This window comes from Cognatishimia activa, assembly GCF_001458335.1.
Taxonomy (GTDB): domain Bacteria; phylum Pseudomonadota; class Alphaproteobacteria; order Rhodobacterales; family Rhodobacteraceae; genus Cognatishimia; species Cognatishimia activa.
Genome location: NZ_CYTO01000010.1, coordinates 143425 through 160551, shown reverse-complemented (window position 1 = coordinate 160551; position 17127 = coordinate 143425). Strand labels below are relative to the sequence as shown.

The following is a 17127-nucleotide window of genomic DNA, read 5'->3' as shown; positions in this document are numbered from 1 at the left end:
CATGATCACGCTGTCTCTTGTTGGTATCGGATCTGGCAACCCAGATCACCTGACGCTGCAAGCGATCAAAACCCTTGAAGGCGCGGATCTGATCCTGTTGCCGCGTAAAGGGGACGAGAAGACAGAGCTCGCTGATCTGCGCCGAGATATCGTGGCTGGTGTTCTGAAAACCGCACCGAGCGTCGTCGAATTTGATTACCCCGTGCGCGACGCGAAGACGCCAAAATACCTTGATGGGGTGAATACATGGCACGACGCTTTGGCCTCGATCTGGGGCGGCTTAATCGCTGAACACGCGAAACCAAATGCAAATGTCGCGCTGATGGTTTGGGGCGATCCATCGCTTTATGACAGCACATTGCGCATTGCAGACAGGCTGATTGCACAGGGGTTGGATATCAAAGTAGAAGTTGTCCCTGGTATTACGTCGCTTCAAATGCTGACAGCGGCCCATGGCATTCCGCTGAATGACCTTGGCGCACCTGTGGTGATCACCACTGGACGCCAATTGCGTGAAAATGGGTGGCCTGATGGCACCAATGCTGTCGCGGTTATGCTGGACGGGGAGTGTTCATTCAAACATATCGATCAAGAAGGCATTGATATCTGGTGGGGCGGCTATGTGGGCATGCCTCAGCAGATCTTGAAAGCAGGTCCATTGGCAAAAGTTGGTGCCGACATCATTCGCACCCGCGCCGAAGCGCGGGAGCTCAATGGTTGGATTATGGATATCTACTTGCTGCGCAAACGCGCCTGATTAAAGGTCGGTATTGATCGGGACGATTACACGTCCGCGCACCTTGCCGTCCAAAAATTGTGGCGCAGCGTCAATAACTTGATCAAAGGCCACTTCAGTTTCCATATCCGCAAGCTTGCCCATATCCAGATCCTGCGCCAACCGTTCCCATGCGGCGACGCGTTCTGGTTTCGGGCACATCACACTGTCAATCCCAGCCAGAGTGACACCACGCAAGATGAAGGGGGCTACAGAACTTGGCAGATCCATTCCGCCTGCTAGTCCACAAGCGGCAACAATACCGCGGTATTTGATCCCCGCCAGTAGGTTCGCAAGCATAGTGCTGCCCACCACATCGATGCCTGCCGCCCAACGTTCTGCATTCAACGGGCGCACTTTGCCCTCTAGCTCCGAACGATCGACAATCGACGTGGCCCCAAGTGATTTGAGATAACCCTCTTCCGCCGGACGCCCAGTCACCGCCGCCACAGAATAACCTTTCGCCGCCAACAAAGCCGTCGCAACGCTTCCGACACCACCCGCGGCACCTGTCACAACAACGTCGCCGCTCTCAGGCGTAATACCGTGGTTTTCCAGAGCCAGAACGCAAAGCATAGCCGTATAGCCAGCGGTCCCGACCACCATCGCTTGGCGCAATGACATGCCGTCTGGCAGCTTAACAAGCCAATCACCTTTGACTCGCGCCTTCTCGGCCAAACCACCGGAGTGTTTCTCGCCAACACCCCAACCATTCAGCACCACCCGGTCACCGGGTTTGAAATCGGCATGTGCACTTTCCGTGACGACCCCTGAAAAATCGATACCCGGTGTCAGCGGGTACTTACGAATGATAGGAGCAGAGCCAGTCAGAGCCAAAGCATCTTTATAATTCAACGTGCTATAGGCAACATCGACCTGCACATCACCTTCAGGCAACTGGTCTTCGCCAATCTGTGTTAGGGCAACGGTTTGTTTATCTTCAGGTTTGTCGATGACAATGGCATTGAACATGAGTGTTCTCCGATCAGGCGGTTAACATGGTGAAAAAGGTCTCGGTGAAGTCGGTGAGCGGTTTCGGGCTGCGTTCAAGTTTCGCGCGCAAAACCGCCCCCTCCCAACCAATCCAGAAGAAACTGGCGAGGGCTTTGGGGTCTTTGGTCTTTGGGATTTCTTCCTGGGCTTGTGCCCGGCTTAAGCAGTCTGCGGAATGCGTTTCCCACTGCGACAGAACATCAATCAGCTTGGCACGGTAGTCTTCAGGCAATGCGCCCATCTCCTGACCAAGGTTTCCAACAAGGCAGCCCCTGCGAAACCCGTGGTGGGCCATGCGCTCAATAGCTCCTTCAGTAAACGCGCTGAATTGATTGAGTGGCGTCAAATCCTCGTCAGAAAAGGCCTCATCGAGCCGACCAATAAAATAGTCGTTATAGGCGTCGATCAACTGGCTGCCATAGTCAGCTTTGTTCTGGAAGTAATGGTAAAAGCTTCCCTTTGGGACGCCGGATGCCTTCAAAATCTCGTCCACGCCCACCGAAGAGTAACCCCGCTCCGTCAAATGAATGAGCCCTGTGCGGATCAATTTCTGCCGCGCTTCGGCAGTTTGCGGGTCACGCTTAGGGCGTCCGCGTCTTTTTTCGGTGGATGGTGAGGCAGCCGTCATAGTTATTTTCTAGACTAACCTGTCTAATAAATCAATTTCGATACGCACCGCCGACGCAACGTCGCTTTTGACCGCCTACAATCCGGAGTTGCGCTCTATGTCACAGAAACTCAACAAAGTTGATTCAACATAACAACGCCATTAGGCTTCAGTTTTATTGAATTTTCGGGAGGATTTTTTATGAAAGTTAAAGTGCTTAGCTGGAATGTCGAACATTTCACGGGAAAGAAATCCGGCGCAAGAAAGGACCGATTGAAGCGTGTGATCGACGTCATCAAACAAGAAGACCCGGATGTTTTTGGTCTGATCGAAGTGGAAAGCGACGATGTCGAAGACGCATTCAAAGATGCTTTCCCGAACCATTCGCAGTTCGTGACCCGCGGCGACAATTCCCAGCAAATCCTGACCTCTGTGCGGCCGGGACTGGGAAATCTCACAATCCAAAAAGATCAGTTTAAGAAGAACAATCCTTATCTTCGGCCGGCCGCCTGGCTAAACCTTCATGATGGCACCGGCAAAGATGACCTCTATTTCCTGTTTTCGCATTTCAAAAGTAGTTCGACACCAGAGGGTTTCGGCCTGCGCGACGCGATGTTTGATCACGTCAAAAAACTAAAGAAAAAGTATGATGAGAAGCATGAAACAGAAGGTGGCTGTAAAATGGTCCTTCTGGGCGATCTGAATTTCATGGGTATGAACCTCACCTATTCAGATAAGGACTTTGTCAACTATGAGGAAATCGAGCGCTTCGACAAAATCCTTGGCAGACAGGGGCTTGATCGCAAAACCATGACCCTGCCCCAAGTGATTCCAAGCAAGTATGAAGATCATTACACCGACGAAGCCGACGAGCTGAACATCCCCTATGTGCCGCGCCCGATGACCTATAATGGCGGCTCAGATTCAAGCTATGTGCCCGCACTCTTGGATGCGGTCTACGCAACCGACAACTTGACGTTCACACCAACGGGTGGCGAAGACGTCCGTGTTGGCGGCTGGGCCGAAGAGGCCAGCGAAGCGGCACAGGACGATTGGATTGAACGCTTCTCAGACCACGCGCCGCTCATTTTCGAAGTGTCGACGACCTAAGCTGGCATGAGGCGCGCTTTGAGATCGTTTAGCGCGCCCTCTCCGACATGGCATGTCATCGCCAGCTGGTAAGTGCGAGACTCACCATGGGCCAGCATGGGCATCTCACCTTTCGCAAGCCAATCTGCGCGGGAACCGGCGTGGGTTGAGCAAGGTTCGATCGCCGTCACATAGTTGCCGGATTGGAAATATTGCCATTGGAAGAAAGCGGGTAAAGTATTTGAATCATAAGACAATTCAAACGCCAACCCGCTCCCATGCTGCGGCGAAACGAATGATTGGTTTGCAAGTGCAACAGACACCATTCCGTCGGCGCCTGCTGCAACATCGTGTTCATAAACCCGTTGTTCATATGGCGCAGAAGGCTTGCCATGGATGATCGGATCGCCGTCCCGCAACGTCCAAGGGGTGGAACGGATGTCGGCCCAAAGTTCGGTACCCTCATCTAGCACAGGATACCCGAGGTTTACGTGATAAAGAATGGCGTGAGGCGTCGGGTCAAAACCGATATTGGTGACCGTGTCTGTTTGGCGAATGGTCTGCCCACCCACATCGGCCTCAATCCGCCGGATGAGGCTAAGTTGTTCCCCAAACAGAGCAGCCTGGCGTATCTCAGCCTCAGCAAAGATCACAGCCTCATCGCCAGACCATTCAACGCCGTATGAGCGAAGCCGCGCTGGCGCAAAAGAAATACGGCCATGTAATTTATGCGCAACCCGGTCCTTTAGGTCATAGTGATAGTGATCCGCCGTATCCTCGACCGGAGCATGGATGTGATCCAGACCACAAGTGCTGACCAAGCCCGAAGCGGAACGCGCCCATCCAAGGCCGTCTTCACCTTCCGGCTCATGATAGGCCCCATGTCGGAAGCCAGCGGGACCATGCCAGCCAACTGGCACTCCACCGTGGCGCATGGACGCGATATCCATGGCCCGATCCAGAATAACGTCAAATTCCAGCCCGCCACCGGTGCGAAACCGCAACATGCGCACGCCGCGCTCTGGGCCATCCTGAAAGGTGAACTGATCCACGCCAAACAGCAGTGAAGGATCACTGCAATAGGTGTTCAACTCTGCCCGAGTGAGGGACTTTCCAAAAAGCTTGGGCATGGGTGGCCTCGCAAGTGTTAGCGCTAAAACTCAAGCTGCGGTATAGGCTGTCTTCACGGTTGTAAAGAACTCAGCGGCGTACCGACCCTGTTCGCGCGGACCAAAGCTTGAGCCTTTGGAGCCACCAAATGGCACGTGAAAATCCACGCCTGCAGTTGGGACGTTCACCATCACCATCCCAGCCTTAGAATTGCGTTTGAAATGGGTCGCGCGCTTTAGGCTTTCAGTGCAAATCCCCGCAGAAAGACCAAATTCCGTGTCATTCGCCAAAGCCAGAGCTTCGTCATAGTCCTTGGCTTTGATGACGCCTGCCACCGGACCAAAGATCTCTTCTTGGCAAATGCGCATGTCATTGGTGCAATCTGTGAACAAAGCCGGACGCATGTAGAAACCGGGTGTGTTCGCAGAAACCACATCGCCGCCAAAGGCAAGTGTCGCACCCTCTTCCTGACCGATCGCCACATAGGACAGGTCTTGGTCAAGCTGGGATTGGTCCACAACAGGACCAATGTGCACCCCTTCCCCACGAGCGTCACCGATGCTTGTCTCTCCCAGACGCTCGATCAGACGGGCCACAAAGCGGTCGTGAATTCCTTCGGTCACAATCAAACGAGAGGACGCGGTGCAACGTTGGCCTGTGGAATAGAACGCGCCATTTAGGGCACATTCGACAGCATTCTCCAGATCCGCATCATCCAGAACCACGAGAGGGTTCTTGCCGCCCATTTCCAACTGGAATTTGCGCATGTGTTTGACCGACGCCGCTGCCACGCGCTGACCGGTGCCGACGGAACCAGTGAAAGTGATCGCATTGATATCTGGGCTATCAAGCATCGCTTGCCCGACAACGGACCCCTTACCCATAACGAGGTTCAGAACTCCATCCGGCAGCCCAGCGCGGTGCAGAATATCGACGATGGCCCAGGCGCTGCCTGGGACCAGATCGGCAGGCTTAAACACCACCGTATTGCCATAACAAAGCGCTGGAGCGATTTTCCATGCGGGGATCGCAATCGGGAAGTTCCAAGGGGTTATGATGCCCACAACACCTACCGGCTCGCGGGTGATCTCAACGCCAATGCCCGGCCGCACGGAAGGAATGGTATCGCCAGCCAAACGCAGGGCTTCACCGGCGAAGAAATCAAACACCTGCGACGCCCGGATGGTTTCACCAATCCCTTCAGCGAGGGTTTTGCCCTCTTCACGCGACAGCAGCGCGCCGAGTTCTTCTTTGCGCTCTAGGATTTCATCTGCTGCTTTGCGCAAAACCGCATGGCGCTGCAGGATGCCTGACTTACCCCAGTCTTCCGAGGCCGCTTTCGCCGCCGCGATTGCCTCAAGAGCGTCCGCTTCCGTTGCGTGGCCGTATTCGCCGATTACGTCATTTGTGTCAGACGGGTTGATATTGGCTTTGAAGGTTTCGGCCTTCCATTCGCCGTTGATCAGGTTTTTGAATTGTTCAGTCATCAGAAGGTCTCGTGTCTTGGCGCTCAAAAAGGCGCACATGAAAAAGAAGGAAAGTTAGATCAGGCCGCGGGCCGCAAGGTTGCGCATCAAGGCGCGTGGACCGAAGGTCCATGGTGGGCAGTCGTTAGATCGCGCTACTGGATTGCGAAGCTCACCCAATAATGGTGTGGAGATGGACACCACGTCATTCATATGATGGGTGAAACCCATGCCCGGTGCGCCTCGGTCTTTGGTCGGAGCGAAAGGCGTCCCCAAGAACAGCATGAAGCCATCCGGATATTGATGGTGCCCGCCCACTGTTTGGATCACCAAGTTGCGTGGATCGCGGCTAATTTGCGACATTTCGCAAGTCTCAGAAAGCTCGAAACCGTCTTCTCCGGAAATGCGTAGAGTGAGCGTTTGCTGCATTAGCTGATCAAGGGTGAACTCGTCATCAAACAGCCGGATCATAGGTCCGATCGCGCAGGAAGCGTTGTTGTCTTTTGCTTTAGACAACAAAAGCGCAGAGCGGCCTTCGACATCCCTTAGGTTCACATCATTTCCGAGTGTCGCACCGATGATTTTCCCTTTGGAAGAAACGGCCAAGACAAGCTCTGGCTCTGGGTTGTTCCAATTGGACATGGGGTGAAGGCCCACATGGTCCCCGTGGGCCACCGCGGACAAGGATTGGGATTTCGAAAAGATTTCTGCATCAGGCCCAATGCCCACCTCAAGATACTGGCTCCAAAGATCCTGTGCCATGAGCGCTTGTTTGGCTTTCTCGGCCAGCACTGATCCCGGCTGAATGTCCTTCAGGTTAGCGCCAATCGCTTCCGTAACCTGCTGACGGATCTGATCCGCCAATTGTGCATCTCCCGCGGCGCGTTCTTCGATCACCCGCTCTACCATGGAGGCGACAAAAGTCACGCCAGCGGCCTTGATCGCTTGCGTGTCGCACGGGGCGAGCAGTTTTACTGTTTTTGCTGTCCCGCTCAAAACCTCGTCAAGCTGGGCCACTGCCCTTCCCGATTGGCTTTTCACGAAAGTCAGCGGGTCATCCATTTCGAAAATGTCACTGACCAGCGGCGCGGTTTTAGAGGTGATGTCATACACAGTGCCGTCGCGCACGGTCGCCACGATCGGGCCGTCGGTCTGATTGCACCAAAGGCGCAACACATAGGTTTCGGTGGTCATTTTTCTCTCCACTGAGGTGGATACGGCCCAGGGTCCCGGGCCGCGTCGCATTCAGTTACACATCAAGTCGATAAATCCGGGCGGCGTTTTGCCCGAACACTTTGCGTTGATCTTCTGGCGACAACGTGCCGGTCAGGCTTTGGGCAGCCTCAAAGATATCCGCGTAGTCGCCAGCCAGCAGACACACCGGCCAGTCAGAGCCAAACATCACGCGGTCCGGGCCAAACACTTCCAAGATCACATTGGCATATTGGCGCAGATGATCGACGGTCCAGTTCTCCCAATCCGCTTCGGTCACCATGCCGGAAAGCTTGCATGCCACGTTGGGGCGTTTGGCGAGTTCAGACACGAGATCCACCCAAGGCTCAAGCGCGCCTTCTGCAATGCGGGGTTTGGCGATGTGATCAAGCACGAACTGAACGTCGGGCAACGCATCGACACATGTGATGCAAGACGGCAGTTCAGGCTCTTTCGGCAGCAGATCATAGACCAGCCCGGCATCTCCACAGGCCTTGATGCCTTGGATCACTTCGGGACGCGCCAGCCAACTTTTGTCTTCTTCGTCATGGGCCTGATGGCGAATGCCTTTGAGATAGTGCCCATGGGGACCAGACAAGATCTCGGCCAGAACGCGGTGCACTTTTGGGTCTTGCAGGTCCACCCATCCAATGACCCCTTTGACAAAATCCGTTGCCGCCGCAGTCGCCAGAAACTCCTCTGTTTCTTCGACTGTTGGAACGGTCTGCACGATGATCGTTCCTTCAACACCTTTCGCCTGCAGATGCGGGCGCATGTCTTCGGGGCCGATCGGCCGACGGATCGGCGCAAGCACGTCACCACCCATCCAATAATAATCGCGTTCTTCTGGGTTCCAAAAATGGTGGTGGCTATCAATGATCATTGCAAACCTCGGTCTTGAGTGTTGTCTGGGGTTGGCGCATCGGCCGGTAAAAGATTTTCGCTGCGCAGGTCGCTCCACAGCTGATCTGGAATCGGCGTTTCAAAAAGCACCCGGTTCTCTTCAAATTCTGCCACGCTTGTGACGCCGGTGAGGATCGAAGAAATGGCCGGATGAGAAAGCGGGAACTGAATGGCCGCCGCCTTCATATCGACGCCGTTTGCTTCACAAACCGCTTTGATGGCCAATGCGCGATCCAGAATTGGTTTTTCGACTGGCACATAGTTGAAGGTGATGCCCGGTTTCGGGTCCGCCAAAAGGCCCGAATTGTAAACTCCGCCAGCGATAATCCGTGTGCCATGTTCCAAGCATTTCGGCAGGAAACTTGGCAGCGCCGTATGATCGAGCAGCGTGTACCGACCAGCCAGCAAGAATGCGTCATAGCGACCGTGATCCATGAAATCTGACAGCATTTCCCACTGGTTCATGCCAGCAGAGACACCTTTGATCACACCTTCTTCGCGCAGCTTCGCCAGCGCCGGGTATGCCCCTTTGACCGCTTCATCAAAATGATCATCAGGGTCATGGATATGCAGGATATCCACGTAATCCATTTGCAGACGTTCAAGGCTTTCTTCAAGCGAACGCATTATCCCGTCATAGGAATAATCGCGCACAACATTTCTTTCGGGATAGGCAAGATAGAAGCTCTTGCCACCATCATAAACTTCAGCCCCAGAGCGCTCCCCTTCGCGGATCAGGCGTCCGACCTTGGTGGATACTACAAAGTCCGAGCGGTCTTGCCCTTTCAGCGCCCGCCCGAGGCGTTCTTCGGCGAGGCCGTAGCCATAAAATGGGGCGGTGTCGTAATAGCGAACACCTGCATTGAGAGCTGCTTCAAACGTGGCTTCGGATTGCTCCTCTGGGATATCTTTCAGCAAGTTCCCCAGTGGCGCCGTGCCTAATCCCAGCTGGGAAAGGTTGAGGCCAGTTTTGCCAAGCGGCGTTCTGTCAGTTGCAGATGGCATCCGTTAGGTTCCTGTCATTTCAAGGGTTTGTGGGACCGGGCAGCTTTCTGGCAGCAGCCCCTCAGTTTTTAGGGCATGCCACAGTTCCGCTGGGATATCGGTGGAGAACAGTCGCACGTTCTCTTCCACTTCAGTCGCCTTGCGCACGCCAATCAAGACACTCGCGATAGCCTCATGACCCAGCGGGAACTGTAATGCCGCTGCTTTCAAAGGCACATCGAACCGCTTGCAGACGCTTTCGATTTTCAAGGCGCGTTCGACAAGATCGGATGGGGCCGCCTTGTAATTGTAGGTGGCATTGCCACGCGGGTCCGCGAGCAGGCCCGAGTTGAAAACGCCACCCAACGCTATGCGGCAACCAGTGCGGATGCATTTGGGCAGGAAGGATTCCAGCGCTGGTTGTTCCAAAAGCGAATAGCGCCCCGCCAAAAGAACAATGTCGAAATCAACATGGTCGAGGAAGTTCGACAGCATCTCCCATTGGTTCATGCCCGAACCAATGGCTTTCACGACCCCCTGCTCGCGCAGCTCGACCAGCGCTTTGCAGGCCCCGTTCACCGTGTCCTCAAAATGCAAGTCTGGATCGTGAATATAGGCGATGTCGATACGGTCCTGTCCCAAACGCGTCAGGGATTCTTCGATAGATCGGAACACCGCATCGTAGGAGTAATCGCTCACCAGCATCATGTCTGGCTTTGCGTAGTAATAGGGCTCTCCGTTTTCCTGAATCTCATCCGCTGCCGTGCGCGGACCTTTGCGAACCAAGCGCCCAACCTTGGAGGAAAGCGCAAAGTCAGACCGGTTGTGCGGCCGCAGCCCCATACCAATCCGTTCTTCCGCCAACCCATAGCCATAGAATGGAGCAGTGTCATAGTAGCGGATGCCTAAATTCCACGCGGTTTCAATGGATTGCGCGGCATCCTCATCGCTCACTTCAGACAGAAGATTGCCAAAAGGTGTCGAGCCCAGCCCCAGTCGCGTAACCGTCACGCCAGTGTCGCCGATGGCGACTTTTTCTGTTGGATCCGCCATGGTTACGCGCTTTCTTTTAAGTCAGACGCGCCGACGATGGATTGCATAATCTTCTGGCTCATCTCGTCGTAGTCACGCGAGTTCGGCAGATCGCCAACAACCTGCATTTCATTCATCACAATCAGGCGGTCCGCCACGGCGACGATTTCTGGCATGTCTGAGCTGATCACCAAAACGGTCACCCCAGCCTCTGCCACTTCCCAGATGAGTTTGTGCAAATAGCCTTTGGTCCGGATATCCACCCCGACGGTGGGCTCATCAATGATGAGAATTTCCGTCTCAGCGGCGAGCCATTTTGCAACCGACACTTTTTGCTGATTGCCCCCGGACAGATTGCCCAAGGTCTGTTGCAGAGAAGGTGTTTTGACTTCCAGCCGATCAACAAATCCTCTGACGGATTTGCGTTGCATCGTGTCCGTCACGAACCCGCCAAACTTCGCAATCTTGTGCCAGATGGTGACACCGATATTGTCCGCAACAGAATGTGCCAAGATCAGGCCATCGCCTTTGCGGTCCTCGCTGACATAGCCCATTTGATACTTGCGCAGCGCATCCTGAACGCTGGAAATCTTAGCTTCCTTGCCGTCGATCAATACCTGACCGCCGGTAATTTTATCTGCACCGATCAGGGCGCGGGCGAGTTCAGACCGCCCTGCCCCGACCAGACCATAGAACCCAAGAACTTCACCTTTTTTGGCGTGCAAATTGACGTTCGAATGGCCGATGCGAGTGGAGACGTCTTTTAGCTCAAGCTTGGTCGGCGCATCTACCGGCGCGCGGTGTCCAAGATCAGAAAGCGCATTGTCGCGGCCAACCATATGGGCAACCACGCCATCGCGGTTCAAATCAGAGATTGGAACATTCGTGCAGGCGTTTTTGCCGTCGCGAAGCACGGTCACCCGGTCACAAATTTCAAACACTTCTTCAAGTTTGTGGCTCACGAAAAGGATCGCAACGCCTTGTGCTTTCAGTTTCCGCAGAAAGCTAAACAACACCTGAACTTCGTGTTCCGTGATCGACGCAGTGGGTTCATCCAGAAGCAGCACCCGGCTTTTCAGAGATAGCGCGCGCGCAATTTCCAAGAGCTGCATTTGAGCCACGGAGAGACGTTGCACCGGCAGGTCCGGGTCAATATCCAGATCAAGCTCAGACAGCCAATATTCGGCCTGGCGGCGCATCTCAGCATAGTCCACTTGACCGCGCTTGGTGGGCACCGCTTCCAACATGATGTTTTCGGCAACAGTAAAGCGCGGGATCAGGTTACGTTCCTGGTGCACCGCACCAATGCCTGCATCCATGGCGTCATGAGGCGACTTAAAGGTGACCTCTTCGCCATCGACCCATACTGTGCCTTCGGTAGGCTCATGCACGCCGGTGATGATTTTGATCAAGGTGGATTTACCCGCCCCATTCTCACCGAGCAGAGCGTGGACTTCACCTGGGCGCAATTCCAGCGCCGCGTGATCCAGAGCCAGAACTCCTGGGAACCGTTTGGTGGCGTTTTCGATTTTCAGAGCAACGTCAGTCATGCTTTGCCCTCCTTCAAGCGCGCTTCGGCCCGCAGGCTGCGCCAGTGGTTAAAGCCCACGGCGGCCAAGATCAGAGCGCCGACAAAGAATTCGTTGTATTGCGGGTCCACGCCGTAGAGCACGAGAAGGTTCTCGATCAGGATGATCACCAGAACGCCAAGCACCGTGCCGAGGATCGGGATATGGCCACCCAATAGGATCGCTCCACCAATCACCGGCGCTGCGAAGGACGCCAGCAGCCAATCACCGCCGATGGTCGGCTGCCCGACCCCAAGGCGCGCCACTGACAGCATGCCTGCCACACCCGCCAATGCACCGGAAATCGTGTGCGCCAGAATGGTCACACGGTTGTTGGAAATCCCGGCGAGCTCTGCCGCATGAGCATTGCCGCCCACCGCCAAAATCTGACGGCCATAGATGTTGTATTTCAGGAACCACGCCAACGCGACGACGCAGATCACCGGTACGATCAAGATCGCGGCAAAGGGTCCAAAGCGAGCCTCGCCAAACCACACCAGCGCGTCGGGCATTTCATAGAACGGGATCGACTTGGTGACCCCAAGATTCAGACCCTTGAAGATGGAAAGCGTCGCGAGGGTTACGATAAAGCCGTTGATGCCAGAGAAAGCAATGATCGCGCCATTCAGTGCGCCTGCAGCCACGCCGCAAGCGAAACCGATGGCGATGGCGACAGGGATCGGAAAGCCCCAAGCTTCCATCATGCCGCCAAAGAACACGGCGACCATGCCACCGATAGCGCCCACGGCGAGGTTCATCTGGCCGATGCCAATCACGATCGCCTGGGCAAAGGCCACGATCAGCAGCGGTGCCAGAGAGCGTGTCAGGATCGCTTGGTTGTCAAAGTTCAAAAAGCGAGGGGTAATGATCGTCATCGCGGCCATCATGACCAGCGAGAGGATCAACAAAGATGACCATTCAGCGGCCAAGAAACGTTTCATAAGATTATCGTTTTTCATCAGTCTGCCCGCCTCAATTGCCGCGCCGTGCCGCAAGCACGTTGCGCAGTCGATCCAAGGAAACGGTGATTAGAAGAGTGAGGCCCAGCACGAACTCGACCCAGAAATCAGGAACGCCGATCAGGACAAGGCCGTTTTGTAGAATGCCGACAAGCATTGCCCCAAGGAACGCGCCCACAACAGACACATAACCGCCAGCCAAAAGTGTGCCGCCTAGGAGTGGTGCCAAGAAGGACGCAAGCAGCCAGTCTTCGCCGGTCGACAGCAAGGCAGATCCCTGCCGCGCGGTGAACATGACACCCGCAAGTGCCGCAAGGAAGCCAGACAACGTGTGTGCCAACAGGATCGCGCGAGATACCGGGATGCCGGAAAGCTCTGCCGCGTCGGGGTTTGCCCCGGTGGCCAACATTTGCCGTCCCAATGTCGTGAAGCGATACATCACTGCCAGAACGACGCCTGCAACTAGCGTGATCAGCAGCATGCCAGACACCCAACCAAAATAACGTGTCTTCGAGATACCAGTGAATTCGCGGGGAAGGTCAGAGATCGGGCCGCCTGGAAACATGATCAACACAAGCCCCAAAAACATCGACGCTGTCGCCAATGTAATAATGAACGAGTGCAGCTTGGTTTTGACAATCAACCAGCCATTGAGCAGCCCCAAAAGAGAACCAACAGCAAGACCACAACCCACGGCCACAGGCACCGGAAGCGCCGCCACTTTCATGACCCAGCCCATGATCATAACCGAGGCCAAAGCCGTTGACCCAAGTGCCAGGTTCATATGCCCCAGCGCCAAAACGACCATCATCCCGAAACCAACAACAGCAGCAACCGAGAGGTTCCGTGTCAAGTTGAACAGGTTGAATTTGCTGGTAAACCCTTGCGCGCCGTATACAAAGATGAGGATCAAAACCCCAACAATCAGCGCAAGCCCGGCGGATTTGGCGATCCGGGCGAGCAACTCGTTGAGGTTTACGGCGTCAGGCCGAGGGGGCATTGGTTTGCCCTCCATTTCTGAGGCAGACATTTCGGTATTCCAGAATGTAAGTGTTTAAGGATGGGCCGCGATCGGGGAGAGTGATCGCGACCCAAAGTGCGACTTAGCTTGCGCAGTCGAGGAATTTCTCGTCAAACGTCGCCATGATGCCGTCAGTCACGGCTTTCATCTCAGCTTCCCAGTTGTCGATGTTGTCTTTTGTGACCAACATGGTGCCGCTGTCGATGAAGGTTGTGTGCTGTGGCGTTGGGCTGAATGGTGCATCCGCTTTGATGGTGCAGCCGTTCAACAGTTTGTCCAAAGCATAGGTCGCGATATACGCCTGACCATGCGGGTTCTGCAGCATGGTCCCCTGAATAACGCCGTCTTTGATCGCGTCCAGAACGATCTGGTCGTGGTCAATCGCGATGAATTTCAGGTCTTCATTGTTGGAAGAACGCAGTGCTTTGGATGTCACAACGGAAGCAACCCAAGCGGTGGATACCAGACCGTCAAACTCATGCGCTTTACCCGCGAGCAGAGCGTTGATTTTCTGGTCCGCTTTTTCTTGGTCATCCACGTCGGTCAGGTGCTGATACAGCTCGACCTTTTTGCCTTCCGCTTGTGCGTCAGCAATCGCTTGCTCTACCGCCGCAACGCGTAGCTGCGTGTTCGGGTCAATCAGCAAAGATGTTTCGTGAACGATTTTGCCTTCGTTGCCCATCGCTTCGATCAGAGCCATGGTGCCTTGATATGCAGACTTATAAACGTCTGTCGCCAGGCAGAACTCAACCGGGCTTGGGGACTGGGTGCAGCCCGCAATAGAAACTGTCGGCGCACCGAAGTCTTTCAGTTCGGAAACCATCGCATTGGTGCCGTTTGCATCGCCAGGGAAGACGGCAAAGGCGTTGTAGCCTTGGCTCACCAGGCTCTCGAGCATTTTGTTCTGCATGTCGAGCTTCCACTCTTGTGGAACGCGGTAGTCAGAAGATGCCACACCAAAGTCTTTCACGGCATCAACGCCGCCACCTTCCCAGTTGGCAAAGAATGGGTGTGGGCCACCAGGGACCAGCGCGACACGGGTTTCCGCCGCCGCCATAGTCGCCGCTGATGCTGTTACAGCCAAAACGGCCGATTTAATGAAGTTGTTCATGTAATCCTCCCTAAGGTCTGCAGCGTCTTGCCGCTCATTCAATCTAGCTTTGCGGTTCCCCCCTCAGAACCGCGGAGCCGGGTTTTCCACCGGCTTTGGTGTGAATTTAGTGATTTTTGAGTTTATTTATTCTCCATTGTTCACTATTTGATTTTCTTAACACTTTTTAAACATCAGACTGACCACTGTGGCCCGCCCCGACGACGTGTCAGCTCTCGCGCCCCTTCTCGAAGAATCACCTCAAGCTCGGCAACTCGCTCATCTGTGTAACGGCCGGTCGGCCCAGACATCGCGATGGTAGAGCGTACACTTCCATCGGCTTCAAAGATCGGGGCAGCCAGACAACGCAGCCCAATCATCAACTCTTCATTGTCGTAAGCAACGCCATGCGCACGAACAGTCAGAAGCTCTTGGCGGAGCTCGGACGGTGTACATATTGTATTGACGGTGTGACGCGGGAGCTTCTTAGACAAGATCTTCTGAGTAAAGCGGGTGTCGGCGAATGCGAGCATCGCCTTGCCGCCTGCTGTTGAATAAAGCTCGGCGCTTTCGCCAACTCCAAATTCCACACTTACAACCTGTTTTCCCCTTTCTCTTAGGGTTATCACAGACTTTTCGCCATCAAGCGTTGAATAGTGGCATGTCTCTGTGGAACGGTGGGAAATCATGCGCATTACCTCGCGCACCATCTCTACTTCTTTGTCTTCTTGCAGGAGCTTCCGCGCCAAAGAGACGACACGGAAACTGATTTCAAACTTCTTTGTGTCGACATCCAAAGAAACATACTGCGCCTCTTTAAGAGTCATCAGAAGCCGATAACAAGTCGCTCGGTCATACCCAGTTTCACGCGCGATCTGCGTCGCAGACATAGGCGTATCGCTGTCTCCTAAAGCTTCCAGAACAGAAAATGCTTTCAAAACTGTGGTACTGGTTTTTGCAGACATGTGACTGGCTACCTCTTCTTGGTACTTTCCCTCGTATGTTTACATTGTGAATTATTTGTTCACTTTTGGCGATTCATTTTTTTGCAAGCGCTACGCAATTGCGTTCAAATAGAACCAGCGCATGTACATTGTGAACAAAATTGACAAATCAATCGCACCCAGTATCGAAATGCAGCCCCATAGGTTTGAACATCACAGGCTTCGAACATAGGCGTCGCGCAGCCCAAGCGCGTTAATTTGAGATTTCGTAATCAGTAATCATAAACGGCAATCATCTAGCGCCAAAACTGCCAAAGGGATCGCCCATGCCGCGTCAAAAATTACGCGCCCAGTCGACAGTTGTTGATTTGGGATATCGCTCTCGGTCAACGGCATAAAACTCGTCGGGACAACTAGGTCGCCATGCCGTTTGACATACACATGATCTCTGCCGGAAACACCACATTCGACGACCGTCACAAAATCGCGAAGGGATCTCAGTTTCTTAGATCATGGAAGTGTTTGGCTGGGATGGTAGGATTCGAACCTACGGTACACTGTACCAAAAACAGTTGCCTTACCACTTGGCTACATCCCAACTGTGAGCGGCTGAATACGACTTGTGTCCGGGCGGTGCAAGACCTGAAAAGCAAATTTTTTCGCCAAATCAGATTTTTTTTATTTCCTCACTTCGGACCACCCAAACGAAAAGAGGAGCGCAGTGCTGCCACACCGGCCCCTCCAAAAATACGCTGATATTTGCGCTTACTGGTTCAGGCGCGCCTTCACCATGCCGCCCACCTGGCCAAAGTCCATTTGGCCGGTGTATTTGGCCTTCAACCCGCCCATGACCTTGCCCATATCACGAATGGAGCTTGCGCCCACTTCCGCGACAACCGCATCAATCGCAGCAGTGATTTCGTCGTCAGACAACTTACGTGGAAGAAAATCTTCAATAACGGTGATCTCTTTGAGTTCACCTTCCGCTAGATCCAGACGACCACCCTCTTCATAGGTTTTCGCGCTTTCTTGGCGCTGCTTCACCATCTTGGACAGAATTTGTAGGACATCAGCTTCGCTGGCCCCCTCTTCTTTCCCCTCACCACGCAAGGAGATATCCATGTCTTTGATCGCTGCGTTCATAAGGCGCAGCGTGGAAAGGCGCTCTTTGTCGCGCGATTTCATCGCTTCCTTTAAGGACTCGTTGATTTTTGCACGCAAACTCATCTGGTTATTCCCCGGCTTAGACTAGAGGCTTGGACCATAAGGGATTGCCAAGAAAGGCGCAAGCGGCGTTAAAAAATGTTAAGGCATTGATTTTATTAAATTTTCAAACCAGCGATTGCCCTTGACGTCGATGCCCCTGGGCCTTAG

The 17127-nt window shown here is 54.1% G+C and carries 16 protein-coding genes and 1 tRNA gene; 2 read left to right on the top strand and 15 right to left on the bottom strand.

What is annotated here, in order from left to right:
• Position 1 precedes the first annotated feature (1 nt).
• Positions 2–757 carry a precorrin-6A synthase (deacetylating) gene (gene cobF / locus TA5113_RS08540; protein WP_058314630.1) on the top strand — a complete coding sequence of 252 codons (756 nt, stop codon included), beginning with the start codon at positions 2–4 and terminating at the stop codon, positions 755–757.
• Here cobF and acuI read toward each other — a convergent pair whose 3' ends face one another.
• Both acuI and acuR read right to left on the bottom strand, forming a co-directional pair.
• Entirely contained in the window at positions 758–1747 is a 990-nt protein-coding gene (gene acuI, locus TA5113_RS08535; RefSeq protein WP_058314629.1) for an acrylyl-CoA reductase (NADPH), read from the bottom strand. It abuts the gene before it with no gap.
• Between the two features lie 13 nt (positions 1748–1760).
• The gene (acuR, locus tag TA5113_RS08530) at positions 1761–2396 is read right to left on the bottom strand and encodes an acrylate utilization transcriptional regulator AcuR (protein ID WP_106387462.1); all 636 of its coding nucleotides are present in this window, start codon (positions 2394–2396) and stop codon (positions 1761–1763) included.
• Positions 2397–2576: 180 nt separating this feature from the next.
• Here acuR and TA5113_RS08525 point away from each other — a divergent pair, with 180 nt between their 5' ends.
• The gene (locus TA5113_RS08525) at positions 2577–3485 is read left to right on the top strand and encodes an endonuclease/exonuclease/phosphatase family protein (RefSeq protein WP_058314627.1); all 909 of its coding nucleotides are present in this window, start codon (positions 2577–2579) and stop codon (positions 3483–3485) included.
• On the opposite strand, the gene TA5113_RS08520 is transcribed toward TA5113_RS08525, so the two are convergent.
• The 13 genes from TA5113_RS08520 to TA5113_RS08460 form a co-directional block, all read right to left on the bottom strand.
• Positions 3482–4594, bottom strand: a complete 1113-nt coding sequence (locus tag TA5113_RS08520) for an aldose 1-epimerase family protein (RefSeq protein ID WP_058314626.1) — start codon at positions 4592–4594, stop codon at positions 3482–3484. The genes TA5113_RS08525 and TA5113_RS08520 overlap by 4 nt on opposite strands.
• Before the next feature lie 30 nt (positions 4595–4624).
• Complete coding sequence (locus TA5113_RS08515) at positions 4625–6061, bottom strand: aldehyde dehydrogenase family protein (protein ID WP_058314746.1); 1437 nt, start codon at positions 6059–6061, stop codon at positions 4625–4627.
• Between the two features lie 54 nt (positions 6062–6115).
• Entirely contained in the window at positions 6116–7234 is a 1119-nt protein-coding gene (locus TA5113_RS08510; RefSeq protein ID WP_058314625.1) for a fumarylacetoacetate hydrolase family protein, read from the bottom strand.
• Positions 7235–7289: 55 nt separating this feature from the next.
• Positions 7290–8135, bottom strand: coding sequence for an amidohydrolase family protein (locus TA5113_RS08505; protein ID WP_082625844.1), 846 nt, complete (start codon positions 8133–8135; stop codon positions 7290–7292).
• Entirely contained in the window at positions 8132–9160 is a 1029-nt protein-coding gene (locus TA5113_RS08500) for an aldo/keto reductase (RefSeq protein ID WP_058314624.1), read from the bottom strand. Before TA5113_RS08500 ends, TA5113_RS08505 begins: the two co-directional genes overlap by 4 nt.
• 3 nt (positions 9161–9163) lie before the next feature.
• Positions 9164–10192 (bottom strand): aldo/keto reductase, encoded by a 1029-nt coding sequence (locus tag TA5113_RS08495; RefSeq protein WP_058314623.1) that lies wholly within the window; start codon positions 10190–10192, stop codon positions 9164–9166.
• A 2-nt stretch (positions 10193–10194) separates the two neighbouring features.
• A complete protein-coding gene (locus TA5113_RS08490) occupies positions 10195–11721 on the bottom strand; it encodes a sugar ABC transporter ATP-binding protein (protein ID WP_058314622.1) in 1527 nt (508 codons plus the stop codon).
• Positions 11718–12698 carry an ABC transporter permease gene (locus TA5113_RS08485; RefSeq protein WP_106387461.1) on the bottom strand — a complete coding sequence of 327 codons (981 nt, stop codon included), beginning with the start codon at positions 12696–12698 and terminating at the stop codon, positions 11718–11720. The genes TA5113_RS08490 and TA5113_RS08485 overlap by 4 nt, the downstream gene beginning before the upstream one ends.
• A 13-nt stretch (positions 12699–12711) precedes the next feature.
• Complete coding sequence (locus tag TA5113_RS08480) at positions 12712–13728, bottom strand: ABC transporter permease (protein ID WP_058314621.1); 1017 nt, start codon at positions 13726–13728, stop codon at positions 12712–12714.
• A 73-nt stretch (positions 13729–13801) separates the two neighbouring features.
• Positions 13802–14830 carry a substrate-binding domain-containing protein gene (locus tag TA5113_RS08475; RefSeq protein ID WP_058314620.1) on the bottom strand — a complete coding sequence of 343 codons (1029 nt, stop codon included), beginning with the start codon at positions 14828–14830 and terminating at the stop codon, positions 13802–13804.
• 173 nt (positions 14831–15003) lie between these two features.
• The gene (locus tag TA5113_RS08470; RefSeq protein ID WP_058316677.1) at positions 15004–15774 is read right to left on the bottom strand and encodes an IclR family transcriptional regulator; all 771 of its coding nucleotides are present in this window, start codon (positions 15772–15774) and stop codon (positions 15004–15006) included.
• Positions 15775–16276: 502 nt separating this feature from the next.
• Positions 16277–16351 (bottom strand) — tRNA-Gln (locus TA5113_RS08465).
• 167 nt (positions 16352–16518) lie between these two features.
• The gene (locus TA5113_RS08460; protein ID WP_058314618.1) at positions 16519–16980 is read right to left on the bottom strand and encodes a GatB/YqeY domain-containing protein; all 462 of its coding nucleotides are present in this window, start codon (positions 16978–16980) and stop codon (positions 16519–16521) included.
• Between the last annotated feature and the right edge of the window lie 147 nt (positions 16981–17127).

Excerpts from the sequence above, each read along its gene's own strand:
- cobF (WP_058314630.1), top strand. The coding sequence starts at position 2 with ATGATCACGCTGTCTCTTGTTGGTATCGGATCTGGCAACCCAGATCAC.
- acuI (WP_058314629.1), bottom strand. The coding sequence starts at position 1,747 with ATGTTCAATGCCATTGTCATCGACAAACCTGAAGATAAACAAACCGTT.
- acuR (WP_106387462.1), bottom strand. The coding sequence starts at position 2,396 with ATGACGGCTGCCTCACCATCCACCGAAAAAAGACGCGGACGCCCTAAG.
- TA5113_RS08525 (WP_058314627.1), top strand. The coding sequence starts at position 2,577 with ATGAAAGTTAAAGTGCTTAGCTGGAATGTCGAACATTTCACGGGAAAG.
- TA5113_RS08520 (WP_058314626.1), bottom strand. The coding sequence starts at position 4,594 with ATGCCCAAGCTTTTTGGAAAGTCCCTCACTCGGGCAGAGTTGAACACC.
- TA5113_RS08515 (WP_058314746.1), bottom strand. The coding sequence starts at position 6,061 with ATGACTGAACAATTCAAAAACCTGATCAACGGCGAATGGAAGGCCGAA.
- TA5113_RS08510 (WP_058314625.1), bottom strand. The coding sequence starts at position 7,234 with ATGACCACCGAAACCTATGTGTTGCGCCTTTGGTGCAATCAGACCGAC.
- TA5113_RS08505 (WP_082625844.1), bottom strand. The coding sequence starts at position 8,135 with ATGATCATTGATAGCCACCACCATTTTTGGAACCCAGAAGAACGCGAT.
- TA5113_RS08500 (WP_058314624.1), bottom strand. The coding sequence starts at position 9,160 with ATGCCATCTGCAACTGACAGAACGCCGCTTGGCAAAACTGGCCTCAAC.
- TA5113_RS08495 (WP_058314623.1), bottom strand. The coding sequence starts at position 10,192 with ATGGCGGATCCAACAGAAAAAGTCGCCATCGGCGACACTGGCGTGACG.
- TA5113_RS08490 (WP_058314622.1), bottom strand. The coding sequence starts at position 11,721 with ATGACTGACGTTGCTCTGAAAATCGAAAACGCCACCAAACGGTTCCCA.
- TA5113_RS08485 (WP_106387461.1), bottom strand. The coding sequence starts at position 12,698 with ATGAAAAACGATAATCTTATGAAACGTTTCTTGGCCGCTGAATGGTCA.
- TA5113_RS08480 (WP_058314621.1), bottom strand. The coding sequence starts at position 13,728 with ATGTCTGCCTCAGAAATGGAGGGCAAACCAATGCCCCCTCGGCCTGAC.
- TA5113_RS08475 (WP_058314620.1), bottom strand. The coding sequence starts at position 14,830 with ATGAACAACTTCATTAAATCGGCCGTTTTGGCTGTAACAGCATCAGCG.
- TA5113_RS08470 (WP_058316677.1), bottom strand. The coding sequence starts at position 15,774 with ATGTCTGCAAAAACCAGTACCACAGTTTTGAAAGCATTTTCTGTTCTG.
- TA5113_RS08460 (WP_058314618.1), bottom strand. The coding sequence starts at position 16,980 with ATGAGTTTGCGTGCAAAAATCAACGAGTCCTTAAAGGAAGCGATGAAA.